The sequence below is a fragment of the Phyllobacterium zundukense genome (assembly GCF_025452195.1).
Lineage (GTDB): Bacteria > Pseudomonadota > Alphaproteobacteria > Rhizobiales > Rhizobiaceae > Phyllobacterium > Phyllobacterium zundukense_A.
Genome location: NZ_CP104973.1, coordinates 2,605,276 through 2,628,563 on the forward strand (window position 1 = coordinate 2,605,276; position 23,288 = coordinate 2,628,563).

19 protein-coding genes and 1 pseudogene are annotated in these 23,288 nt (G+C 56.7%); 16 read left to right on the forward strand and 4 right to left on the reverse strand.

Features of this window, described 5'->3' with window-relative positions; genetic code table 11:
* Positions 1 to 47: 47 nt before the first annotated feature.
* On the reverse strand, positions 48 to 731 hold the full coding sequence (locus tag N8E88_RS25150; RefSeq protein WP_262292964.1) for an HAD family hydrolase: 684 nt from the start codon (positions 729 to 731) through the stop codon (positions 48 to 50).
* Positions 732 to 931: 200 nt separating this feature from the next.
* Between N8E88_RS25150 and rpiA the strand changes: the two are divergent.
* The 12 genes and pseudogenes from rpiA to gltX all read left to right on the forward strand — a co-directional run bounded on the left by rpiA (position 932) and on the right by gltX (position 14,395).
* Positions 932 to 1,637, forward strand: a pseudogene (gene rpiA / locus N8E88_RS25155) (ribose-5-phosphate isomerase RpiA).
* A 105-nt stretch (positions 1,638 to 1,742) separates the two neighbouring features.
* Complete coding sequence (locus tag N8E88_RS25160; protein ID WP_262292965.1) at positions 1,743 to 2,321, forward strand: DUF2059 domain-containing protein; 579 nt, start codon at positions 1,743 to 1,745, stop codon at positions 2,319 to 2,321.
* Between the two features lie 116 nt (positions 2,322 to 2,437).
* Complete coding sequence (gene gor / locus N8E88_RS25165) at positions 2,438 to 3,832, forward strand: glutathione-disulfide reductase (protein WP_262292966.1); 1,395 nt, start codon at positions 2,438 to 2,440, stop codon at positions 3,830 to 3,832.
* Entirely contained in the window at positions 3,825 to 4,478 is a 654-nt protein-coding gene (locus tag N8E88_RS25170) for a gamma-glutamylcyclotransferase family protein (protein WP_262292967.1), read from the forward strand. Before gor ends, N8E88_RS25170 begins: the two co-directional genes overlap by 8 nt.
* A 182-nt stretch (positions 4,479 to 4,660) precedes the next feature.
* Positions 4,661 to 6,040, forward strand: coding sequence for a class II 3-deoxy-7-phosphoheptulonate synthase (locus N8E88_RS25175; protein ID WP_262292968.1), 1,380 nt, complete (start codon positions 4,661 to 4,663; stop codon positions 6,038 to 6,040).
* Between the two features lie 142 nt (positions 6,041 to 6,182).
* Entirely contained in the window at positions 6,183 to 6,761 is a 579-nt protein-coding gene (locus tag N8E88_RS25180; RefSeq protein ID WP_262292969.1) for an ester cyclase, read from the forward strand.
* Positions 6,762 to 6,869: 108 nt separating this feature from the next.
* Complete coding sequence (gene nhaA / locus N8E88_RS25185; protein ID WP_262292970.1) at positions 6,870 to 8,045, forward strand: Na+/H+ antiporter NhaA; 1,176 nt, start codon at positions 6,870 to 6,872, stop codon at positions 8,043 to 8,045.
* A 174-nt stretch (positions 8,046 to 8,219) separates the two neighbouring features.
* Positions 8,220 to 8,648, forward strand: coding sequence for a GFA family protein (locus N8E88_RS25190; protein WP_262292971.1), 429 nt, complete (start codon positions 8,220 to 8,222; stop codon positions 8,646 to 8,648).
* Between the two features lie 52 nt (positions 8,649 to 8,700).
* Complete coding sequence (locus tag N8E88_RS25195; protein ID WP_262292972.1) at positions 8,701 to 9,051, forward strand: diacylglycerol kinase; 351 nt, start codon at positions 8,701 to 8,703, stop codon at positions 9,049 to 9,051.
* A gap of 53 nt (positions 9,052 to 9,104) precedes the next feature.
* Positions 9,105 to 10,781 (forward strand): NAD+ synthase, encoded by a 1,677-nt coding sequence (locus N8E88_RS25200; protein ID WP_262292973.1) that lies wholly within the window; start codon positions 9,105 to 9,107, stop codon positions 10,779 to 10,781.
* A gap of 360 nt (positions 10,782 to 11,141) precedes the next feature.
* Positions 11,142 to 12,956, forward strand: coding sequence for an ABC transporter ATP-binding protein (locus tag N8E88_RS25205; protein ID WP_262292974.1), 1,815 nt, complete (start codon positions 11,142 to 11,144; stop codon positions 12,954 to 12,956).
* Positions 12,957 to 13,021: 65 nt separating this feature from the next.
* Entirely contained in the window at positions 13,022 to 14,395 is a 1,374-nt protein-coding gene (gltX, locus tag N8E88_RS25210) for a glutamate--tRNA ligase (RefSeq protein ID WP_262292975.1), read from the forward strand.
* On the opposite strand, the gene N8E88_RS25215 is transcribed toward gltX, so the two are convergent.
* Both N8E88_RS25215 and N8E88_RS25220 read right to left on the reverse strand, forming a co-directional pair.
* On the reverse strand, positions 14,313 to 15,260 hold the full coding sequence (locus N8E88_RS25215) for a DUF2865 domain-containing protein (RefSeq protein ID WP_262292976.1): 948 nt from the start codon (positions 15,258 to 15,260) through the stop codon (positions 14,313 to 14,315). The genes gltX and N8E88_RS25215 overlap by 83 nt on opposite strands.
* Before the next feature lie 69 nt (positions 15,261 to 15,329).
* Positions 15,330 to 17,627 carry an NADP-dependent malic enzyme gene (locus N8E88_RS25220; protein ID WP_262292977.1) on the reverse strand — a complete coding sequence of 766 codons (2,298 nt, stop codon included), beginning with the start codon at positions 17,625 to 17,627 and terminating at the stop codon, positions 15,330 to 15,332.
* A 226-nt stretch (positions 17,628 to 17,853) separates the two neighbouring features.
* On the opposite strand from N8E88_RS25220, the gene N8E88_RS25225 reads away from it, so the two are divergent.
* From N8E88_RS25225 to N8E88_RS25235, 3 genes are all read left to right on the forward strand, one after another.
* Complete coding sequence (locus tag N8E88_RS25225; RefSeq protein ID WP_262292978.1) at positions 17,854 to 18,675, forward strand: UDP-2,3-diacylglucosamine diphosphatase; 822 nt, start codon at positions 17,854 to 17,856, stop codon at positions 18,673 to 18,675.
* The gene (locus N8E88_RS25230) at positions 18,665 to 19,741 is read left to right on the forward strand and encodes a glycosyltransferase family 4 protein (RefSeq protein WP_262292979.1); all 1,077 of its coding nucleotides are present in this window, start codon (positions 18,665 to 18,667) and stop codon (positions 19,739 to 19,741) included. The genes N8E88_RS25225 and N8E88_RS25230 overlap by 11 nt, the downstream gene beginning before the upstream one ends.
* 127 nt (positions 19,742 to 19,868) lie before the next feature.
* The gene (locus tag N8E88_RS25235; protein WP_262292980.1) at positions 19,869 to 21,071 is read left to right on the forward strand and encodes an MFS transporter; all 1,203 of its coding nucleotides are present in this window, start codon (positions 19,869 to 19,871) and stop codon (positions 21,069 to 21,071) included.
* Here the strand turns inward: N8E88_RS25235 and dgcA are convergent.
* Positions 21,068 to 22,051, reverse strand: coding sequence for an N-acetyl-D-Glu racemase DgcA (gene dgcA / locus N8E88_RS25240; RefSeq protein ID WP_262292981.1), 984 nt, complete (start codon positions 22,049 to 22,051; stop codon positions 21,068 to 21,070). The two genes, N8E88_RS25235 and dgcA, sit on opposite strands and share 4 nt — an antisense overlap.
* Before the next feature lie 58 nt (positions 22,052 to 22,109).
* Between dgcA and N8E88_RS25245 the strand changes: the two genes are divergently transcribed.
* Positions 22,110 to 23,285 carry an ABC transporter permease gene (locus tag N8E88_RS25245; RefSeq protein WP_262292982.1) on the forward strand — a complete coding sequence of 392 codons (1,176 nt, stop codon included), beginning with the start codon at positions 22,110 to 22,112 and terminating at the stop codon, positions 23,283 to 23,285.
* Positions 23,286 to 23,288: the final 3 nt, after the last annotated feature.

Here is a 23,288-nt window from a genome sequence, read left to right on the forward strand (position 1 = left end):
GTAGCTGGTTAACGTTCGGATAAAAAAATCGTTCCAATTCAGTCGGTTCAAGCGTTAACTGCACCTATCAAATCGTCTGCAAGCTTTACCTTCAATTCACGATAGTGTGAGATGATCCGGCTCGGTTCATAGGTTGCAACCGGTAGATCGGAGTAGCCGAAATCCACCGCGATTACAGGAATCCCCGCGGCCTTTGCGGTGTTGATATCCGTTTGGCTGTCACCGATCATCACAGCACGCTCGGCGTCGCCGCCAGCCTTGCGGATGGTTTCAACCAGATGGCGCGGGTCAGGCTTTCGGAAGGCAAAAGTATCGGAACCGCAAATCGCACTGAATCGCGATGATTGACCAAGACCCGCCAGGAGGTTGACGGACAGGCCTTCAAACTTGTTGGTGCACACCGCCAGCAGATACCCGGCGCTCGACAAGTCTTCCATTGCCTGTTCGGCACCTTCATAGAGCGCCGAGTGGCCAGGCATATTGGCACCGTAATGTTCGATGAAGATACCCACCAGCCAGTCAAGTTGCTCCGGGCTTAGCAGTTTTTGCTGTGCTTCGAATGCTCGTTCAATCATCACCCGTCCGCCTTGTCCGACATAACGGCGCAGCGTGACCGGATCGACTTTTTGCAGGCCTGTTTCACCAAGGCAATGATTGAGACTATCGAGCAGGTCCGGGGCGGTATCCACCAGAGTTCCGTCAAGATCAAATACGACAATGGGTTTGGACATTTATGTTCCTGTGGCATCCGTAGCCGATGGCGAAAACCGCAGCAGAACTGCTGGTTTCGTGAGGTGACCTTCCCACACTGAAGTATAAGGTGGGTTCAAAATCAAGCTACGAGCCTTGACCCGGTCGCCTGACGTGGTAGGGAGCAGCCAGTGTCGACTCAAAGAAACGGCAAGTCAAAGCTACAAGAGGGCGCACCACCATGGATGCCAAATCGCTGAAGATCAAAGCGGCTGCGGAGGCCCTGACCTACGTCAAGGATGGAATGCGCCTTGGAATCGGAACAGGCTCGACCGCTGAGGAGTTCGTGCGGCTCTTGGCGGACAAGGTCGCATCCGGAATGAACGTTATTGGCGTACCCACATCGGAACGCACTGCGGCTCTCTGCCGCGAACTCGGCGTCAAGCTGAGTACCCTGGAAGAAACGCCGCAACTTGATCTTACGATCGACGGTGCTGACGAGGTCGACCCTGACCTCGTATTGATAAAAGGCGGCGGTGGCGCCTTGCTGCGGGAAAAGATCGTCGCGGCAGCTTCGAGCGAAATGATCGTGATTGCCGACGAGATCGAAGCTGGTGAATGTGCTGGGCGCTTTTCCCTTGCCCATCGAAGTCAACCGTTTTGGGCTTGCGGCCACGAAACTCGCCATCGAGCAGGCTGCTGGCAAGCTGGGGCTTGCAGGTCCTGTCACATTGAGGATGACGGGAGACGAAGCATTTGTTACAGACGGCGGGCATTTGATCCTGGATGCATCTTTTGGCCGCATTCCGGATACAAGAGCTTTATCGAACGCTCTGCACGCCATACCCGGCGTGGTGGAGCATGGACTTTTTCTGGGGCTGGCGCGCGTGGCCATTTTGGCCGGTGCTGACGGTGTCAGAACACTGCGGAGCAGGGCGTCTGTTTAGAGGCACTTGAAGCAGACGCACTTTGAATCCTGCGCAAAGCCTTCTGAAAATCGAGGATGATTTTTGGGTTATGCGCGACAACGTCGAAAACGGAGCGATAAATTCATGAACCGAGCAACTGGCTTCCGCCGCTTGATTGCACCTTTGGCTGTCATAATCATGCTTGGCGGTTTCAGCGCCGCTCAGGCGCAGGATACGAACACCAACAATAACATCACCCCGTCGCATCTGGCTGCCGCTCGGGCTGCTATTTCCGCAATCAAGGCAACGGACCAATTCGACTCGATCCTGCCTGGCGTTGCGCAGCAGCTGAAGGGTGAGTTGATCCAGAAGGATCCAAACCTTGAGTCTATCATCGGCGCAGCCGTCGACGAACAGGCCTTGGCTCTTGCAGCACGTCGTGCGGATCTCGAAAATGAAGCCGCCCGCGCCTATGCGGTATCGTTCAGTGAAGAAGAACTGAACGCCATCACCGGTTTTTACAATTCCGAGGCTGGTAAGAAGCTGTTGTCGGAAGGTCCGATCGTTACGCGTGAAGTGATGAAGGCCGCCGGTATCTGGCAGCGCGGCATCGCACGCGATCTTGCGCAGGCGGTTGCGGAAAAGGTCGTTGCTGCAGCGGCTGCAACCGCTCCTGCCCAAGCGCCAGCGACTCCCGCACCAGCTCAGCCAAAGCAGCCGTGAGGACGGGGTCCAATTGATAATATGCAAAGCCCGGCTGTTAGTCGGGCTTTGTTCTTTTAAGTGGCCAAGATACAACCCATATAAGCGCTGCTCATCAGATTCGGAGTTTTTGCACCATGCCAAGCTATGACTATGACCTTTTCGTCATTGGGGGAGGGTCGGGTGGTGTGCGCGCCGGAAGGCTTGCCGGCGCCATGGGCAAAAAGGTCGGGCTCGCCGAAGAATATCGTATGGGCGGCACCTGCGTCATCCGTGGCTGCGTGCCGAAAAAGCTTTTTGTCTATGCGTCGCAGTTTTCCGAACATTTCGAGGCTGCGGCCGGCTATGGCTGGAGCGTTGGAGAGACCAGGTTCGATTGGCAGATGCTGGTCGCGAACAAGGATCGGGAGATCGGGCGGCTGGAGGGCCTCTACCGGCAGGGACTCGACAATTCGGACGTCGAGATTTTCGACAGCCGCGCTGTTCTCGTCGATGATCATACGATCGAAATCCTCAAGACTGGCGAGCGGGTGACGGCCGATCAGATTCTTATCGCCACCGGCGGCCATCCAAACCCGCATCCGGCTTTGCCCGGACACGAATTGTGCATCAGCTCCAATGAGGCTTTCCATCTCGAAGAATTGCCAAAGGCCATCATTATCGAGGGCGGTGGCTACATCGCAGTTGAGTTCGCCAATATCTTCCATGGTCTCGGCGTCGAAACGACGTTGATCTACCGCGGCAAGGAAATCCTGTCGCGCTTCGACCACGATCTGCGGCAATTACTGCACGCGGCTATGGTCGCCAAAGGTATCCACGTCCGTTGCGTAGAAGTCATCGAGGAAGTGAAGCGGCAGCCTGACGGCAGATTAGGTGTCCGCCTTTATTCGGGTGATGAACTTGTTGCGGATCAGGTAATGCTGGCCATTGGCCGGGCACCAAACACGAAATCGCTGGGCCTGGAAGAGGCAGGTGTCGAACTCGACGAACTTGGCGCAGTCAAGGTCGACGAGTATTCGCGCACAAGCAAGGCGAATATCTGGGCTGTCGGCGACGTGACCAATCGTGTTCAACTGACGCCGGTCGCCATTCACGAGGCCATGTGCTTTATCGAGACAGCGTTTAAAAACAAGCCGACAAAACCTGACCACCGCCAGATCGCGACAGCGGTTTTCTCTCAACCCGAAATCGGTACCGTGGGACTGACCGAAGAAGAGGCAGCCAAGGAATTCAGGGAGATCGAGGTCTACCGTGCGCTTTTCCGCCCGATGCGCAATACGCTGTCCGGCGCCAAGGACAAAATGCTGACCAAGCTGATAGTCGATGCCGCCAGCCGGAAAGTCATTGGTGCGCATATTTTGGGGCCCGATGCGGGTGAAATGGCTCAACTTTTGGCCATTCCGATCAAAGCCGGCTGCACCAAGGATGATTTCGACCGCACAATGGCGGTGCATCCTACTGCTTCTGAAGAGCTGGTGACCATGTATAAACCCAGCTATAGATTGGTGAATGGCGAACGTGTTGATGGGTGAAATTGAAGTCCTTGCGAAGAGCGGCAGACTCGTCGCTTATTTCGGGTATGGCTCGCTGGTGAACCGCCATACATTGCGAACCAATATCGTTCACGCCATGCCCGCAAAACTTCAAGGCTGGCGAAGATTGTGGCGCGCGAGCCCTCACGCAGCCGGACTTCCCACCTCGCTGTTGTCCGTTTGTCGCGACGAAAAGTCCAGCGTGGATGGTCTGCTTGTTTTCGACTACCTGGAAAACCTCGCAGCCGTCGATTTGCGCGAAGAAAATTACGACCGTCGCAGCGTCCTGCCTGAACACGTCGAGACCGCCGCACCTTTTCCCGAAGGCGTGCCTATCTTCGTCTATGAGGCGCACCAATATGTCCCAGTTCATCCGGAACCGCCGATGATCCTGCAATCCTATCTGGATGCTGTCATGCAGGGTTTTCTGGTCGAGCACGGTGAGGAGGGACTTCGTCGTTTCGTTCTCAAAACGGAGTATTTCAACACACCGATTTACAGGGACCGCCCGTCACCGACCTATCCGCGCGCTGTCAAGCTCAGCGACAAAGAGATCGACATGTTCGATAGGCTGCTGGAGGAAATCGGCGCGAACTTTACCGATCCTCAGGACATCGATGAAGCGGCGGCTGCCGACGTAAAGTAAGTCTCGTCCCTCATTTTTTAGGTCCAATAAGTTCGCCTGCAGCGCTACAACGGGATCAGCTGCGCTGGCCGCCAACAGGACTGGTATATCCCAAATAATTGGACTATATGAGCGCCTTCCGGTCTGACCGGATATTCTCAAACAATCGCTACCAACATGGAAAGCAAGATACAGGTGCAATAATGACGAAGAACTGGACACCGACTTCCTGGAGAGGCAAACCTATCAAGCAGGTGCCTTATTATCCGGACGCTCAGGCTGTGAGCGATGTCGAGGCCCGTCTTCGGACTTATCCGCCCTTGGTTTTTGCAGGTGAAGCACGCAAGCTCAAGAAGCAACTTGCGGCTGTTTCCAGGGGTGAAAGCTTCCTATTGCAGGGCGGCGATTGCGCCGAGAGCTTTGCCGAACATGGTGCGGATAATATTAGAGATTTCTTCCGCGTCTTCCTGCAGATGGCCGTCGTGCTGACCTTTGGTGCTTCTCAGCCCATCGTCAAGGTGGGCCGTATCGCTGGTCAGTTCGCCAAGCCTCGCACCTCCGACACCGAAACCAAAAACGGCATCGAGCTCCCGATTTATCGCGGCGACATTATCAATGGCACCGAGTTCACCGAACAGTCGCGCACGCCGGATCCGGCTCGGCAGGAAATGGCTTACCGCCAATCCGCAGCGACGCTTAATCTTCTGCGCGCTTTCGCCCAGGGTGGTTATGCCAATCTGGAGAACGTCAATCAGTGGATGATGGGTTTCGTTGCTGACAGCCCGCAAGGCGAGCGCTATGGCCAGCTGGCGCGTCGCATTTCTGAGACCGTCGACTTCATGCGCGCTGTTGGCATTACCGCGGAAACAAATGCCCAGTTGCGCGAGACGGATTTCTACACCAGTCACGAAGCCCTGCTTCTTGGCTATGAGGAAGCACTGACCCGCGTCGATTCGACGTCTGGCGACTGGTATGCGACGTCCGGCCATATGATCTGGGTTGGTGACCGCACGCGTCAGGCGGACCATGCCCATGTGGAATACTGCCGTGGCATCAAAAACCCGCTCGGTCTGAAATGCGGTCCGTCGCTGGAAGCTGATGATCTCCTGCGATTGATCGATCTGCTCAATCCTGCAAACGAGCCGGGCCGCCTGACATTGATCGCCCGTTTCGGTCACGACAAGGTTGCCGATCACCTGCCTAAGCTTATTCGTGCGGTGCAAAAAGAGGGCCGTGAGGTCGTGTGGTCCTGTGATCCGATGCATGGCAACACCATCACTGCCAATGGCTACAAGACGCGGCCGTTCGACCGTATTCTGAAGGAAGTCGAGACCTTCTTTGGAGTGCATCACGCCGAAGGAACCTATCCGGGCGGTATCCACATCGAGATGACTGGCAATAACGTCACGGAGTGCACCGGGGGTGCGCGGGCGGTTCTGGCAGAAGATCTGCAGGATCGCTACCACACCCATTGCGACCCGCGTCTCAATGCCGATCAGGCTCTGGAATTGGCGTTTCTGGTTGCGGAACTTCTGAAGAAAGAGCGCGACAGCCATCCACAGAAAATGGCCGTCAACGCCTGAACGACAGGTTGTTCATCAATATCCGGCAAGGGCGGTCTTCAAGACCGCCCTTGGTTTTTGTAAGATCCTTCAAATGGAGCGCATATATTTTGTGCTTCGTTTCATTTTTAAACTGTCGATTTGATTAAAAGGATTTTCAATCATGAAATACAGGGTTGTTGCTGCTTTCTTCGGGCTCGTCATCGGATCTGGCTTCGGTCAGGCTTTGGCCGAAGAGCCCGCCAAGGCTGCTGAAAAGGCGCTGCCAGTATTGATGCAGGAATTGGCGAAATATCAGAATGCCGAGAAGGCGACCGAGCAGAATCTCAAGACATTCGATACGCTTGATTTTGATGTCTACACCAACCAGAAATGGGATCGTCTGCATGAAAGCCATGCGGAAGATATTCTCGTGCACTACCCCGACGGCCACACGACCAAGGGTATCCGTGACCACATTGAGGAGTTGAAGGGGATATTTGTTTATGCGCCCGATACGCGTATCAATGTGCATCCCGTCAAGTTCGGTCAGGGAGAATGGACCGGTGTGATCGGTGTGCTGGAGGGTACGTTCTCAAAACCGATGCCGATAGCGGATGGCAGGACCATCGCGCCCACCGGCAAACCTTTTAAACTGACCATGGCGACGCTCGGCCATTGGACACCTGCGGGTGTCATGGATGAAGAATATCTCTTCTGGGATAACCTTGCCTTCATGAAGCAGATCGGTCTCGCGCAATAGCTGAGAGCCGGTCTCTCGTCAGAAAAGGTTGGGGAGCTGGAGCGTTGATCGTTGAAATGGTGGCCCTTTGGACTGGAGTTTTGCCGTTCTAGATTCTATCAAGGTGTCATGGATCCAAAACCCGTCCGCCGAATCCGCCTGTCAGCGTCTTTCCGTTCGTTCATTGAGAGTGAGGCCTCGGGCGGCATCATTTTGATGGCGGTCGCGGCGCTGGCACTGATTGCCGCCAACTCTCCCTTGAGCGAATATTATTTCGGTCTGCTGAAGATTTATGTTGGCGGCCTGAGCATTCTTCATTGGGTCAACGATGCACTTATGGCCGTGTTTTTCCTGCTCGTTGGTCTCGAAATCAAGCGGGAGATGATCAGCGGTCAACTGTCGAGCTGGTCGCGGCGTGCACTGCCGGGGTTTGCTGCTATCGGTGGTATGGTCGTTCCCGCCCTGATCTTTCTTGCCTTTAACGAGGGTGAGACAGTTCGCGGTTGGGCCATCCCGACCGCCACCGATATCGCCTTTTCGCTGGGCGTTCTGTCGCTGCTCGGGTCGCGCGTTCCGTTGTCAGTGAAGGTCTTCCTGACGGCCCTTGCCATCATCGACGATCTGGGTGCGGTCATTATCATTGCCTTGTTTTATACGGAGGGATTGAACATCCCTGCGTTAGCCGGTGTCGCCGCCGTGTTCACAATACTTATGCTGATGAACATCATGGGTATCGTTAGGCTTTGGGCTTATCTCGTTCTCGGGGTGATCCTCTGGATCCTCGTCTTCAAATCGGGGATCCATGCGACGATTGCCGGTGTACTGCTGGCCCTGGCTATCCCGATGGTCGGCGCGAAGGGCGAGGCCGATTCCCCGCTGGTCCAACTCGAGCACGCTATTCAGCCATGGGTTGGCTTTCTGATCGTGCCAATCTTCGGTTTCGCCAATGCCGGCGTTTCCTTCGGCGGCGTGTCGCTGTCGAACCTCGCCGATCCGGTTCCGCTCGGTGTGGCAGCTGGCCTGTTTGTCGGCAAGCAGATCGGCGTGTTCTCCTTCGCCTGGCTGGCGATCAAGCTTCGTCTGGCCGAACGGCCTGCCGGCACAAGCTGGCTGCAAATGTATGGTGTTGCTACGCTTTGTGGGATCGGCTTCACCATGAGCCTGTTCATCGGCCTGCTTGCCTTTGCGAACTCCCCATTGTTGCAGGATGAAACCAAGCTCGGCGTTCTGCTCGGCTCGTTGCTGTCAGCGATCTTCGGAGCTGTCCTGCTCAGTCTGTCGTCGAAGCGTCCGGCAAAGACGTGAAACAATATTGGTGCGTGGTTCGACAAGCTCACCATGAGGGAAGTGGGTGGACTGCAAGCCAATCACAAGCCTTGCAGAACTTGACTGCCTGCAATCACAGCCCACGTCCCTCATGGTGAGCTTGTCGAACCACGTAAAGCAGCAATGCATCTTTCAGTACGAGGGGGGAACATTATGACCCAATTGCATCGAGGTTCATGCCTGTGCGGCAGAGTACACTTCGAAACGCGCGGCAAGCTGCGCGGTGTCGTTTACTGCCATTGCTCGCAATGCCGCAAACAGTCGGGCCATTTTTACGCTGCGACGAACGTGCAGGACGATTCGATCGACATTTCCGGCGAAGAAAATATCAGCTGGTATGAGGCAAGTGAATTTGCCCGCCGTGGCTTCTGCAAGAATTGCGGCTCAGTGCTCTTCTGGAAGCACAATGATCTCGACTATATTTCTGTTATGGCAGGATCATTCGATCAACCGTCCGGCCTGTATGGAGAAAGTCATATCTTTGTCGAGGACAAGGGCGACTACTACCAGATTGACGATGACCTGCCCAAGTATGCAAGGAGTGGTGGGGGAGTCGTTGTAGCGGCCGACGGACAGGATTGACGCGAGCCGAACTCTCCTTATACCTGCCAAAGCTAGTAACACCGGAGCGGGCATGCAGCGTCTGATACTTGCATTCATAAATTCCATGCGTGCGCTGAAGCATCTGGTGCAGCATGAAAAGGCCGTTCAGCAGGAACTTATGCTGTTTATTCTTGCCATTCCCGTTGCGGCACTCATCGCGCCGACCGGGCTTTCGTTCCTGCTTCTTACGGGATCAGTACTGTTTCTGATCATGATCGAAGTGCTCAATACCGGTATCGAGGCGGCCTGTGATGCGGTTTCACTGGATTTTCATCGTGAGATCCAGATCGCCAAGGATTGCGGATCGCTTGCTGTGCTGATCTCGGTTATCCTCGTCGCTACAGTCTGGGTCTACACCGTGTGGAGCGTGTTTTTTCCCTGATGGCCATCTGATCAAACATTGTTTTTCCATCAACGAAACGATATATGTTCACTATGAGCAAAAATACCGACATTCTCCGTATAGCCATCGCTCAGCTCAATCCAGTGCTGGGCGATATCAAGGGCAATCTGGCAAAGGCTCGCGAGGCTCGCGCTGACGCTGCACGTCAGGGTGCCGATCTGGTGTTATATACCGAGCTTTTCATTTCCGGTTATCCGCCGGAGGATCTGGTGTTGAAGCGTGCTTTTATCGACGCTTGCGAGAATGCAGTTCAGGAATTCGCTTTGGATACTGCCGATAGCGGACCTGGCGTCATTATCGGCACGCCCCTGAGGCGTGAGTCCGGCCTGCACAACTCGGTCATGGTGCTGGATGGTGGCAAGGTGATTGCCGAACGGTTCAAGGTCGATCTGCCCAATTATGGCGAATTCGACGAAAAGCGGGTGTTCCAGGCCGGTCCGATGCCCGGTCCGGTAAATTTTCGCGGGATTCGCATCGGCATTCCGATCTGCGAGGATATTTGGGGCGACCTCGGCGTATGCGAGACATTGGCGGAGAGCGGCGCGGAAATTCTCTGCGTGCCGAACGGCTCTCCCTATTATCGCGGCAAGCTCGATGTGCGTTATCAAGTGGCGTTACGGCAGGTGATTGAAACGGGTTTGCCATTGATATTCGCCAATCAGCTTGGCGGACAGGACGACCTGATTTTCGACGGCGCTTCCTTCGCGTTCAACGGCGATAAAAACCTCGCCTTCCAGATGTCGCAGTTCGAGGAGCAACTGATTGTCACGACATGGCGACGCGGTGCAGATGGCTGGACCTGTACCGAAGGCCCGATGTCGCGGATTCCGGAAGGGGAGGAAGCGAATTACCGCGCCTGCATGCTCGGCCTGCGTGACTACGTCAACAAGAACGGCTTCAAGGACGTCGTGCTTGGTCTGTCTGGCGGCATCGACTCGGCGATCTGCGCCGCGCTCGCGGTGGACGCACTGGGCGAGGAACGCCTGCGCGCTGTCATGATGCCCTACACCTATACGTCGAAGGACTCCCTGAAGGACGCCGAGGACTGCGCCAAGTTGCTTGGCTGCCGCTATGATATCGTCCCGATCTTTGAGCCGGTCGAGGGCTTCCTCAAGGCGCTTGCGCCTACCTTCGAGGGTACCAAGGAGGGCATAACCGAGGAGAACCTGCAGAGCCGTGCCCGCGGTACCATCCTAATGGCGATTTCCAACAAGTTCGGTTCCATGGTCGTCACCACGGGCAACAAGTCGGAGATGTCGGTCGGCTATGCCACGCTCTATGGCGATATGAATGGTGGCTACAATCCGATCAAGGACCTCTACAAGATGCAGGTCTATGCCATGTCGGAATGGCGCAACAAGAACGTCCCTGCGGGCGGCCTGGGTCCGTCTGGCGAAGTTATTCCGGTGAATATCATCAGCAAGGCACCATCGGCAGAACTGCGGGAAAACCAGACCGACCAGGATTCATTGCCGCCTTATCCGGTTCTTGATGATATTCTCGAATGCCTCGTTGAGCACGAGATGGGCGTCGACGAAATCGTCGAACGCGGTCATGACCGTGCGACGGTCGAGCGTATCGAACACCTGCTCTACATCGCTGAATACAAGCGCCGCCAGTCGGCCCCGGGGGTCAAGGTGACCAAGAAGAATTTCGGCCGCGATCGACGGTATCCCATCACCAACCGGTTCCGGGATCGATCTCAGTAACTGTTGCAATCTGGCCGCACCTGATTCTCGAAAACCGACTGGTGAAAAAAGGCACTTGGCGGCGCAAAACGATTCAACTATAAGCCGACCTCCGGCAATAGCGACCGGGAGGTTCTCGAATGGCACCCATGTCTATGTCCCCTCGGGGCGGCGCTCGTTCCTGACACGCGATGACGAAAGGCTGGTTTGCCTTTCGATTGACTTCACCGGTCAAGGTAACTCATCGCCGATAATGGCCTTTCCTGTATTCAGGCGAGTTGCCAGATCATTCATGCCGTACTGATTCTGTCTTCTTTTTCACGGCATTCTCGTTTTGCATTTTCTATTGAGGCTGGTGCGAATTCGCATCGGACAATCGTCATGGCTTTATTTCGTAAAGACCTGCGCGGCGGCGCATTCCGCAGCGTTCTTGGATTCACCTGGTTACACTGGCAGCGACAGCCGGTGCGTATAGCGGTGATTGCTGGTGCAGTGTTGCTCTCGACACTGGCTGACGTGTTGACGCCACTCTATTCGGGCCGGCTGGTCGATGCTGTGGTCAACGGTCACGCCACCGAGGCAGTCGCCTGGAACGCAGCAATCGCTGCTTTCTCGACACTTCTTGCCTTGTCACTTGGTGCAATCATCTTGCGGCACATCACCTTCATGCAGATCGTTGATCTGACCTTGAACATGATGACGGAAATTGCCTCCGGCGCGTTCTATCGCATCCAGCGTTTCTCGACCGAGTGGCATGCCAACAGCTTTGCGGGCTCGACCGTCCGCAAGGTAACGCGCGGCATGTGGGCGCTGGACTTGTTGAACGATACGCTGCTTTTGGCGCTGTTTCCGTCGGTGATCATGCTGATCGGTTCGACAGCGCTGATGGCTTGGTACTGGCCATTGATGGGTGTGATCATCGGCATTGGGTCGTTCCTGTTCGTTGCCGTCACCGCATCGCTGTCGCTCGGCTATGTGGCGCCGATGGCAAGCCTCGCCAACCGTTGGGATACCAAGCTCGGCGGCTCGCTCGCCGACGCCGTCAGTTGCAACATGGTGGTCAAGGGTTTCGGTGCGGAAAGCCGTGAAGATGCGCGTCTGGCGAAAGTCCTGACCAAATGGCAGGACCGGACGGCCCGCACCTGGATTCGTGGTACGTGGAACGGCACGTCTCAAGGAACAATGCTGCTTGTACTGCGGGCTGCGGTCATTGGTTTCGCACTGATCCTGTGGTCGAAAGGGCAGGCGAGTGCGGGTGATATCACCTTCGTACTTACCTCGTTCTTTATCTTGCAGGGCTATTTGCGAGAAGTTGGCATGCACATCCGCAATTTGCAGCGTTCTGTCAACGACATGGAGGAGCTTGTTGACATCCAGAGTCAACCTCTTGGCATTGAAGATCGGCCCGGCGCGAAGCCCATCCGGATCAGCAATGGCAAGATCGAGTTCGACAATGTGACGTTCCATTATGGCGCACATCGCCTGCCGCTTTATGACCGGTTTTCGGTGACGATCCGGGCAGGCGAACGGGTCGGCCTGGTTGGTCATTCAGGTTCGGGCAAGACGACCTTCGTCAAGCTGATCCAGCGATTGCACGATGTGAAGTCGGGCCGGATCCTGATCGATGGTCAAGATATTGCCAAGGTCACACAGGCTTCGCTGCGCCAGCAGATCGCCATCGTGCAACAGGAGCCAATCCTGTTTCACCGGTCGCTGGCGGAGAATATCGCCTATGCCCGGCCCGGTGCCACGCAAGGTGAGATCGAAGAAGCCGCAAGGCAGGCCAGCGCCCATGACTTCATCTCGGCGTTGCCCAAGGGGTACAGCACGCTGGTGGGCGAACGCGGTGTCAAGCTTTCCGGCGGCGAGCGTCAGAGAGTGGCTATTGCCCGGGCGTTCCTTGCGGATGCTCCCGTTCTCATTCTGGACGAGGCGACTTCCAGCCTTGATTCGGAATCCGAAGTGCTGATCCAGCAGGCGATGGAGCGGCTGATGCTGGGACGGACGACATTGGTGATCGCACACCGTCTGTCGACTGTGCGCTCGCTCGACCGGCTCCTGGTGTTTGAGCACGGCCGTATTGCCGAAGAAGGTAACCACGAGGCGTTGATCGGGCTCAATGGGGGCATTTATCGTGGCTTGTTCGAGTTGCAGACGCTTGAGCTAACCAAGGGGCTTGTCTTGAACGACGACTAAGATATGGGCCGCGCACTCGTGCGGCCCATATTGCCATTAGGGGCAGCATCCGATATGCCGCAAGCATGACAATCACCGTCCGTTTTGCACCATCTCCGACCGGCTATATCCACATTGGCAATACACGTATTGCCTTGTTCAACTGGCTTTTTGCCCTCAAGAACAATGGCCAATTCATCCTGCGGTTTGATGACACGGATACGGTTCGTTCCAAGACGGAATATGCTGAAGCGACGATCGCGGACCTCGACTGGCTGGGTATCAAACCAGTGCGCATCGAATACCAGTCGAAGCGTATCCCGATCTACGATGCGGCGGCCGATAGGCTCAAGGCGGCGGGCGTGCTTTATCCGTGCTACGAGACTGCCGAGGAACTTGAACGTAAGCGCAAGCTGCGCCTGGCGCGGCGCCTGCCGCCAATCTATGGGCGCGATGCCCTCAAGCTGACGCCAGCCGACAGGCAAAAGCTTGAGGCAGAAGGGCGCCGGCCGCATTGGCGCTTCCTGCTGCCAAACTTCAAGGACGATCCATTTTCAATAGCAAGGACCGAAGTTCATTGGGACGATCTTGTGCGCGACAGGGAGACGGTTGATCTTGCCTCCCTCTCTGATCCGGTTCTGGTACGGGAAGATGGCACCTACCTCTACACGTTCACTTCGGTCGTTGACGACATCGACATGGACATCTCCCATATCATCCGCGGCAACGACCATATTACCAACAGTGGCGTACAGATCGCGATCATCGAGGCCCTTGGGGCAAAGGTTCCCGAACTTGGTCACATCAACCTTCTGACCACAGCGTCGGGAGAGGGGATATCCAAGCGAACAGGCGCGCTTTCGATCGGCAGTTTGCAGCGTGACGGCTATGAGCCGATGGCCGTGGCCAGCCTTGCCGTACTGATTGGAACGTCGGAAAATGTGACTGCCGTGCCAGACATGGCAACCTTGGCCGATATTTTCGACCCGGCGGCAACGTCTAAATCTGCTTCCAAATTCGATCCGGTGGAACTGGATGCGCTCAACCGCGCGCTGATTCATGCAATGCCCTATGCGCAAGCAAAGGATCGCCTCGCAGCGCTTGGTATCGAGGGCCATAGGGCCGAAGGATTCTGGCTCGCGGTTCGGGGCAATCTTTCGCGCATTTCGGATGCGAACCGTTGGTGGAAGATAATCACGGAAGGTCCTGCGACGGACGAACAGCTTGCCGAAGAGGACCGCGAATTCGTTCGTGCCGCTTTCGATCTTTTGCCGCCCGAGCCCTGGAGCCGCGAGACCTGGAAGCTATGGACCGATGCGGTGAAAGCCCAGAGCGGACGCAAGGGCAAGCCGCTGTTCATGCCACTACGTATCGCACTTACTGGGCTGTCTTCTGGTCCGGAGTTCGCAGATTTATTGCCCCTTCTTGGTCGGGAAGGAACGTTGGCCCGACGACCCTGACCTTCCGGTTCGGATCGATCGGCTTGTCGCCGGTAAGCGGCTGCGGCAGCGGTGCTTCCGTCTTGGTCGTTGCGGGTTCACCCAGCTGAATAATGGACGAGGGATTTTCGGTCGATTGAGCTGCGGGCACTGTCGGCTCGACGGTTGTTTCAACAGGCTTCGCCGGTTCGACGACCTTGGCTGGTTCACCGGGCTTTCCTATGGCTGATGTCGCCGCCGCTGGATTGCCCAATGTGGTGAAATTTCCGGCCGATCTCGGGCAACCGCATTGCGGCGTTCCATTGGCTCCGACCTTCCTGAATTTGAAGGCATTCGGCATATCCTTGTAATCTTCGCCGCTTAACGAGGTCATCCTTTCAGGATTTGGATTGTCTGTGGGCTGATAGTACAGCTTTGCGCCGGGACACTGGGACTGGCACTGCGCCTGATCGCGTGAGAAATTCTCCGCGCCGGTTTCATAGGAGAGCGGGAAATAGTAGCCGTCGCATGCACGCACGCAAAGCGTCTGGTACCGGCCGCCATAGACCGGCGCCGTACTCATTTCCGGCTCGACGGGTTCCGGCTCCTTACCCAGAACCTCGTAGGACTGCGATCCCGCCGTGTCCGGCTCCGGGTCATCATAGCCGCGGTCGTCCACGGCAGAACAATTATTGGCATCGAGCGCGGCCTCGACGCGGTCACGCCGCAAACTGAGTTCGAAATCATTGACATCGGCGTTGCGGTTGAGCTCATCCAGCCGGTGCAGCATGCGCGCGCAAATATCTGAATTTGCAGAAGAAAGTTGCGTCGCCGCCAGAACGGCGGTCGCTGCTGTGAAGGCGATCTGAAATGTCCGGTACATGCGGCGGCGGCCCAAGATTGTCATGCGCATTCGAGGCGAGTGGATGCGCACGAATCAGCCACGGCCATGCGGCAGCAATAAGACACCCGAATGTTAATCAACGCGTTGTGATGCTTCCACCACCGCCAGTGCCGTCATGTTGACGATACCGCGCGATGTGACCGACGGCGTCAGGATATGTGCGGGCTTGGCGGCACCGAGCAGGATCGGGCCGACATGCAACGCATCGGTGACGGATTTGACGACGTTGAGGGTGATATTCGCCGCGTCGAGATTGGGAAAGACCAGGAGATTGGCTTCGTTACTCAGCCGCGAATGCGGAAGCACGCGCTCGCGCAGGATCGCGGAAAGCGCAGAATCGCCATGCATTTCGCCATCCTGCTCCAGATCAGGCGCCTTGACGCGCAGAATTTCCGATGCGGTTCGCATCTTGGCTGCACTTTCGGAGTCGCGTGAGCCGAAATTGGAATGCGAGAGCAAGGCGGCCTTGGGCTCGATGCCGAAGCGGCGGATTTCGTTGGCGGCAAGAACTGTTTTTTCCGCAATTTCCTCGGCAGTCGGATCGATGCTGACATAGGTGTCAGTCAGGAACAGCACGCCGCGTTGCGATATCAGCAGGCTCAGCGCAGAGAAATTGCGTATGCCTTCCAGTTTTCCGATAATCTGGTCAACATTGCGCAGATGCCGCTCGAAACGGCCCTCAAGACCACAGATCATTGCGTCGGCTTCGCCGCGAACGATGGCAAGCGCTGCGATAACGGTGCCACTAGCGCGAACCATGGTGCGAGCGACTTCCGGAGTTGTGCCCCTCCGTCCTGTGAGATTGAGCAGCAGATCGACATAATCGCGATAACGCGGATCGTCCTCGGGATTGATGACATCGAAATCGGTGCCGATCTTGATCTTCAGCCCATAGCGCTGCAGACGCGTCTCTATGACCTGCGGGCGTCCAATCAGGGTCGGGATGGCGACGCCTTCTTCCAGCACAACCTGGGCTGCGCGCAAGACCCGTTCATCCTCGCCATCCGCATAGATGACGCGCTTCTTCTCCGCCGTTTTTGCCGCGGTGAAGATCGGCTTCATGATCAGGCCGGAGCGGAAGACGAAGCGGTTCAACCGGTCGAGATAGGCATCGAAATCCTCGATCGGACGTTCGGCAACGCCGGTGTCCATCGCGGCTTTGGCGACCGCAGGTGCAATCCTTAGAATGAGACGCTGATCGAACGGCGAGGGGATGAGGTAACTCGGTCCGAACGTCGGCGTCTCGCCGGAATAGGCGCGGGCGGCAACGTCCGATGGTTCTTCGCGAGCAAGCGCGGCAATAGCCTGTACTGCCGCCATCTTCATTTCCTCGTTGATCGCCCGTGCACCGCAATCGAGTGCGCCGCGGAAGATGAAGGGGAAGCAGAGGACGTTGTTGACCTGGTTGGGAAAGTCCGAACGGCCGGTACAAATCATCGCATCGGCACGCGCCGCGCGCGCCTCATCCGGCATGATCTCCGGGTTGGGATTGGCCAGGGCCATGATGAGCGGATTTGGCGCCATCTGCTTCAACAGTTCGGGCTTCAGCACACCGGCGGCCGAAAGGCCGAGAAAGACGTCAGCTCCGGCGATGACATCCGCGAGAACCCGCGCGTCGGTTTTCTGCACGTAAACCGATTTCCAGCGGTCCATCAGCGTGTTGCGGCCCTCATAGACGACGCCATCGATATCACAGACCCAGATGTTCTTGCGGTCAACGCCGAGCTTCACCAGGAGGTTCAGGCAAGCGATTGCCGCAGCGCCGGCGCCGGAAGCGACGATCTTGATCTTGGAGAGCTCTTTTCCGGCCAGTTCCATGCCGTTGAGTATAGCCGCCGCCACGATGATCGCAGTTCCATGCTGATCGTCATGGAACACCGGGATGTTCATTTTGGCGCGAAGTTGTTCTTCGACTTCAAAACATTCGGGCGACTTGATGTCTTCGAGATTGATGCCGCCGAAAGTCGGCTCCAGAGCCGCTACAACGTCGACGATCTTGCTGATTTCCTGTGCATCGATTTCGATGTCGAAAACATCGATGTTGGCGAATTTCTTGAAGAGGACAGCCTTGCCTTCCATCACGGGCTTGGACGCCAGCGGGCCTATATTGCCGAGGCCGAGGACGGCGGTGCCGTTGGAGATGACCGCGACCAGATTGGCGCGGCTGGTATAGTCGGCGGCAGTTGCAGGATTCTCGTGAATCGCCAGGCATGGGGCAGCGACACCGGGAGAATAGGCGAGGGCAAGGTCCCGCTGATTTCCAAGCGGCTTCGTCGCCTGGATTTCCAGCTTACCCGGCTGAGGAAAGCGATGATAGAACAGCGCGCTTTCTTCGAGATCAGAGTTGCTGGGCGTTTGGTCGTTGGCCATTGACGATGTCCTCCGGGATTTGGCTCGCGCGTTTATACACTGGCGATTCAAATTTTCCAGCACGCTAAAATATCATCCAGAGGCTTAACGGAACCCGATTTTGTTACAAGTGCCTATCTTGTCGAAACGCGCACTTTTCCGTGCCGTCATAAGACTGTTGCATGAATCAGGTTTGTGTCAGCGCAAATGGACGCGCCTTTGCGTCAGCTGAACGGAGATCAGCATCATGGTCGAGATCGAGGCCCGTAAATTCCGCACGCTTTTCCTGTCCGATGTGCATCTCGGCTCGAAAGGTGCGAAGGCCAGTTTTCTGCTGGATTTTCTGAAATACCACGACGCCGATACGATCTTTCTGGTTGGGGATATCGTTGATGGCTGGCGCCTGCGGCGGAACTGGCATTGGCCGCAAGAGCACAATGACATTGTGCAAAAGCTCCTGCGCAAGAGCCGCAAGGGCGCGCGTATCCTGTACATCGCTGGCAATCATGACGAGTTCCTGCGTGATTTCCAGGGAACGCACTTCGGCGGCATCGAGGTCATGGACCGGATCATGCATGAGACCGCGGACGGCCGTAAATTCCTTGTCATCCACGGCGATCAGTTCGACGTTGTTGTGCGTAACGCCCGCCACATCGCCTATCTTGGCGATTGGGCCTATGACGCCGCGCTTGCAATCAACACAATCATGAACAAGGTACGGCGCATGCTTGGCCTGCGCTACTGGTCGTTTTCGGCCTGGGCAAAGTTCCGCGTCAAGAAAGCAGTGAACTTCATCGGTTCGTTCCAGACGGTGGTTTCGGACGAGGCCCGGCGCATTGGTGCGGACGGCGTGATCTGCGGCCATATCCACCACGCAACGATCGAGCAGATCGATGGCATCGAATACATCAATACCGGCGATTGGGTAGAAAGCTGCACGGCTATCGTCGAGCACTTCGATGGCCGCATGGAACTCCTTTCCTGGACGCATCTGATCGGCGAACAGGCTGGCTTCGCGCCTATCGTCCGGCTCGATGACAAGCGTCCAAAGGCGGCGAATGCAGCCTGAGGGTCAAGCGAAGCGCCTCGTCATCGTCTCGGATGCATGGCATCCGCAAGTCAATGGCGTGGTTCGTACGCTGACCAAGCTGCGTGAGCAAATGGAAGCCCGCGGCTTTGAAGTGACGATCATCTCGCCTGCCGATTATCGTTCTGCGCCTTGCCCGACCTATCCGGAAATCCGTCTGGCGTTGACGCACCCCCTTGCCATCAGGGCGAGGATCGAAGCGCTGCAGCCGGCTTATGTGCATATCGCGACCGAAGGTCCGCTCGGCATCATGGCACGCCTTGCTTGCCTGAAGAATAATTGGCGATTTACCACCAGCTTTCATACGCGTTTTCCTGAATATTTGCGCGAGCGGCTGCCTGTTCCACTGTCGTGGTCATATGCCTTCCTGCGGCGTTTTCACAATGCAGCCGAACATTGCCTGGTCCCGACACAATCGATCCATGACGAACTGGCCGAACGCGGCTTTGCGACGCTGAAAGTCTGGACGCGAGGCGTTGACCGTGAGCTTTTCCGGCCGCAACCCGATGTCGATCTCAAGCTGCCCCGACCTGTCTTTCTCTGCGTTGGTCGTGTCGCTCCCGAAAAGAATCTTGAATCCTTCCTGTCTCTCGATCTGCCCGGCACCAAACTTATCGTAGGTGACGGCCCGGATCTGGATGAGTTGAGGCGGAAATATCCCGACGTCGTGTTTGCCGGCAAGAAGGAAGGAGAAACCCTTGCTCGTTATTATGCTGGATCGGACGTCTTCGTCTTTCCTAGCCGCACGGACACGTTCGGTCTCGTCCTGCTCGAAGCCATAGCCTGCGGGCTGCCTGTTGCAGGCTATCCCGTACCGGGCCCCAAGGATGTCATCGGCGCATCCGGTGCGGGCGTACTTTCCGACAATCTGCAAGAGGCTGCGTTGGGTGCGCTGGAAATGGGCCGGGTCGATCCGGACGTCAGGCTCAAGGGCTTCAGCTGGGAAGCCTGCGCCGAGATATTCGAGAGCGTGCTGACGACGATTGGCGGCGCGACAGCGCCTGCACCACGCAAAGTAAAATCCGGCAAGGTCGTATCAGCGCGATAACATCATGTTAGTTGCGGATGATACTCGAGCGTTTCTAGGCGCTTGGCGAATTTCGTGATAGTTGCGAATCTCAGGCAACGCGGGGTTGCGATTCCACCTGAACCGCTCGATCTTCCGAAAGTTTTCCATGACAGCCGCTGCAGCGGACCCTATCCAAGATATGCCGTTTCGCTTCGAGCTGCGGGTTGCGCTAGCTTATTTTGCGATTTTCACATCAAGCGGTCTGCATCTGCCGTACTTCCCATTGTGGCTCGAATATCGCGCGCTGACGCCGACGCAGATCTCCATCGTATTGTCGATGCCGCTGTTCGTGCGTGTCGTTGCCGCGCCGCTGATATCGATGCTCGCCGATCGTTCGAATGATCGCGCTCACATACTGACCATGGCGACGATCCTGGCCGTCATCGTCGCCGCCTTCTATTTCGTCCCCTTCGGCTTCGTCGGAATTCTGATCGTATCGCTGATGCTTGCCCCGCCGTGGACGTCGCAGGTACCGCTGGCCGACACGATCGCGCTGTCCGGCGTGCGCCGGTACGGCGCAGATTTCGCCCGAATGCGGGTCTGGGGCTCGATATCATTTCTGCTCACGTCTTTCGTTGGCGGCGTATTCATCCAGCAGGTGGGCGAGCACGTCATCCCGTGGGCACTTTTAGCCACGCTGGTAGCAGCCTGTGGCATGAGCTTCATCGTACCGCGCATCGGCAAGCCACGGCGTCTTTCACCGCTATCGGATGTGGATATCGCCGATGCGGGAAGGGCGCTGCGCCGGCCGGCTTTCGTCACCTTTCTCATTGCCACCGGCATCACGCAGGCGAGCCACGCCTATGGCTACAGTTTTTCCGCGATCTACTGGAAATCGATCGGTATCGAGGAGACCATGATCGGCGCGCTGTGGTCGATTTCCGTCGTCGCCGAAGTCATCATGTTTACGTTTTTCCGCCGGATGTTCGGCCGCCTGCATCCGGCTAAAGTCCTGATGATCGGCTCGGCAGCTGCGATGTTCCGTTGGGCGGTTTTTCCACTCATTGCACCCGCCGGTCTTGGCGTTGTCGGGTTTCTCGCCGTCCAGAGCCTGCACGCCTTTTCGTTCGCGCTATCGTTCCTTGGCATGCAGAAAATGATAGCACTCACCATACCCGAGGAACGCGGCGGCACCGCACAGGGGCTTTCGACTTTCTTCATCGGTACATCGCTCGCCATTGCCACCATGGCGTCGGGCCCGCTCTACAGCGCGACCGGGATCCATGGTTTTTACGTGATGGTGTTCCTCGCTGCGTGCGGTCTCGGCCTCGCCATAGTTTCGCTAAGGCTCGAGCAACGAGAGGGTTAGCCCCACAGTTGGGGTAGTGGCGGCGAGACGCGGCTACCTTGGAAATTCAAACCAGGTTTGCGGTCTTCGCGCAGGATCAACGGTCCATCGAGATCGACGAAATCCGCATCCTGCGCCAGCAGTACTGCAGGTGCCATGGCCAAGGACGTCCCAACCATACATCCGACCATAATGCCAAATCCAAGCTCGCGGGCGCGCTTCTGCATGCGCAGCGCTTCGGTGAGGCCTCCCGTTTTGTCGAGCTTGATATTGATGCTGTCGTAGCGACCAAGGAGCGTATGAAGATCGTCTGTGCCGTGGGCACTCTCATCGGCGCAGATGGGCACCGGATGCGGAATTGTGGTGAGGATGGCATCATTGCCGGCTGGCAGTGGTTGTTCGATCAAAACGATGCCGGCTTTCGCTGCAGCCAACATGTTTTCAACAATGTTTTCATCGCTCCAGCCTTCATTGGCATCAAGGATTATACGGCTTGACGGTGCGGCGTCCGCGACCGCTCGAATACGGTCGGCATCGTCCTCGCCGCCAACCTTGACCTTGATCAACGGACGGTCGGCAAAGTCCCGAGCCGCAGCAGCCATAGTCGGGACACTACCGAAGGAAACGGTCACCGCTGTCGTCAAATCGTGCAAAGATGACAAGCCAAGGATATCAGCAACAGTTTTGCCACTGCGTTTTGCCTCGAGGTCCCACAATGCGCAATCGACAGCATTGCGGGCCGCGCCGGCACCAATCAATGTCGGCAAATCATCTCGTGTCGCGCCATTTGCCAAGGCCTCGCGCAGTCCTTCGACCTCGGCACAAACGGAGTCCAGGCTTTCACCATAGCGCGCATAGGGCACGCACTCGCCACGTCCGGTGAACGTTCCGTCAGACAGCGTACACAGCACAATGGCCGCCTCGGTTTTCGAGCCGCGAGAGATCGTAAATGTCCCGGCAATGGGCCAGCGCTCTACTTTCAACTCAAGCTTAATTGTCATTATTTTGCGCCTTAATTGTTCAAGTGACAGGAAGCACGAGACTCGATATGTGTGTGTGATGTTGACCGATAGAGCAAACAATTCAAGTGCTTCTACCGCAGCGCCGCCTCACGTTGAATTCAGCAAGGACGGCGACCGTGCGACGATCACGCTATCGGGTGCATGGACCACACGCAATGTTCGCCGAGTCGATGACCGCATGCGCGAAATTGCCCATGACAGCAGTTTTTCCACCGCTGTAATCGAAGTTTCCGGGATTGAATTGCTGGATACGGCGGGAACCTGGCTGATAGAACGCCTGCGAACCACACTGGAGAAAGCTGGCAAGCAGGTCACCGTCGAAGGACAATCCGAAAGCTGGGGCGCCTTGTTTCAAGCAGTCGGCGAAGCTGCGTCCGCACCTGAGGAGCCGGTGCATATCGAACGGTCATCCCTGTTGATTCGCTTTTTGGAAACCATCGGCAAAACCGTCTACGCTTTTGGCGACGATTTCACCAAAGCCATGCATATCCTCGGGGCAACCGTGCGCGGCGCCCAGATGAAGGGCAGCGGGCGCAGCGGTATCAGGCCAGCTGCGATCGTGCATCAGCTCGACAGCATGGGCATCGGCGCCGTACCGGTGGTGGTGCTGATGTCGACAATCATCGGCGCGATCATCGCCCAGCAGGGTGCGTTCCAGCTTCGCTATTTCGGCGCAGAGATATTCGTCGTCGATCTTGTTGGTATTCTGGTATTGCGCGAGATCGGTGTGCTTCTGACCGCCATCATGATTGCGGGCCGTTCGGGAAGTGCTATCACGGCTGAAATCGGCTCGATGAAAATGCGTGAAGAGACTGATGCGCTCACCGTCATCGGCCTCAACCCGGTCGGTGTTCTGGTGTTTCCGCGTCTGGTGGCTTTGGTGATTGCTCTGCCATTATTGACGATCATCGCGGATTTCGCAGCGTTGGGCGGCGCAATCGGAATCACCTGGGCCTATTCCGGTATCACGCCCGATGCGTTTATTCAGCGCTTGCGCGACGCGATCGATACGTCGAGCTATCTGGCCGGTCTGATCAAAGCGCCGTTCATGGCGATGATTATCGGCATCATGGCTTCGGTGGAAGGCATGAAAGTCGGCGGCAGCGCTGAGTCTCTCGGTCAGCGGGTGACGGCGTCCGTTGTGAAGTCCATTTTCGTCGTTATCGTGGTCGATGGCATATTCGCAGTCTTCTACGCATCGATCAATTTTTGAGCC

What these genes read in the sequence shown, in the direction of transcription:
- N8E88_RS25150 (WP_262292964.1), bottom strand. Translation starts at nt 731, where the DNA reads ATGTCCAAACCCATTGTCGTATTTGATCTTGACGGAACTCTGGTGGAT.
- N8E88_RS25160 (WP_262292965.1), top strand. Translation starts at nt 1,743, where the DNA reads ATGAACCGAGCAACTGGCTTCCGCCGCTTGATTGCACCTTTGGCTGTC.
- gor (WP_262292966.1), top strand. Translation starts at nt 2,438, where the DNA reads ATGCCAAGCTATGACTATGACCTTTTCGTCATTGGGGGAGGGTCGGGT.
- N8E88_RS25170 (WP_262292967.1), top strand. Translation starts at nt 3,825, where the DNA reads ATGGGTGAAATTGAAGTCCTTGCGAAGAGCGGCAGACTCGTCGCTTAT.
- N8E88_RS25175 (WP_262292968.1), top strand. Translation starts at nt 4,661, where the DNA reads ATGACGAAGAACTGGACACCGACTTCCTGGAGAGGCAAACCTATCAAG.
- N8E88_RS25180 (WP_262292969.1), top strand. Translation starts at nt 6,183, where the DNA reads ATGAAATACAGGGTTGTTGCTGCTTTCTTCGGGCTCGTCATCGGATCT.
- nhaA (WP_262292970.1), top strand. Translation starts at nt 6,870, where the DNA reads ATGGATCCAAAACCCGTCCGCCGAATCCGCCTGTCAGCGTCTTTCCGT.
- N8E88_RS25190 (WP_262292971.1), top strand. Translation starts at nt 8,220, where the DNA reads ATGACCCAATTGCATCGAGGTTCATGCCTGTGCGGCAGAGTACACTTC.
- N8E88_RS25195 (WP_262292972.1), top strand. Translation starts at nt 8,701, where the DNA reads ATGCAGCGTCTGATACTTGCATTCATAAATTCCATGCGTGCGCTGAAG.
- N8E88_RS25200 (WP_262292973.1), top strand. Translation starts at nt 9,105, where the DNA reads ATGAGCAAAAATACCGACATTCTCCGTATAGCCATCGCTCAGCTCAAT.
- N8E88_RS25205 (WP_262292974.1), top strand. Translation starts at nt 11,142, where the DNA reads ATGGCTTTATTTCGTAAAGACCTGCGCGGCGGCGCATTCCGCAGCGTT.
- gltX (WP_262292975.1), top strand. Translation starts at nt 13,022, where the DNA reads ATGACAATCACCGTCCGTTTTGCACCATCTCCGACCGGCTATATCCAC.
- N8E88_RS25215 (WP_262292976.1), bottom strand. Translation starts at nt 15,260, where the DNA reads ATGACAATCTTGGGCCGCCGCCGCATGTACCGGACATTTCAGATCGCC.
- N8E88_RS25220 (WP_262292977.1), bottom strand. Translation starts at nt 17,627, where the DNA reads ATGGCCAACGACCAAACGCCCAGCAACTCTGATCTCGAAGAAAGCGCG.
- N8E88_RS25225 (WP_262292978.1), top strand. Translation starts at nt 17,854, where the DNA reads ATGGTCGAGATCGAGGCCCGTAAATTCCGCACGCTTTTCCTGTCCGAT.
- N8E88_RS25230 (WP_262292979.1), top strand. Translation starts at nt 18,665, where the DNA reads ATGCAGCCTGAGGGTCAAGCGAAGCGCCTCGTCATCGTCTCGGATGCA.
- N8E88_RS25235 (WP_262292980.1), top strand. Translation starts at nt 19,869, where the DNA reads ATGACAGCCGCTGCAGCGGACCCTATCCAAGATATGCCGTTTCGCTTC.
- dgcA (WP_262292981.1), bottom strand. Translation starts at nt 22,051, where the DNA reads ATGACAATTAAGCTTGAGTTGAAAGTAGAGCGCTGGCCCATTGCCGGG.
- N8E88_RS25245 (WP_262292982.1), top strand. Translation starts at nt 22,110, where the DNA reads ATGTTGACCGATAGAGCAAACAATTCAAGTGCTTCTACCGCAGCGCCG.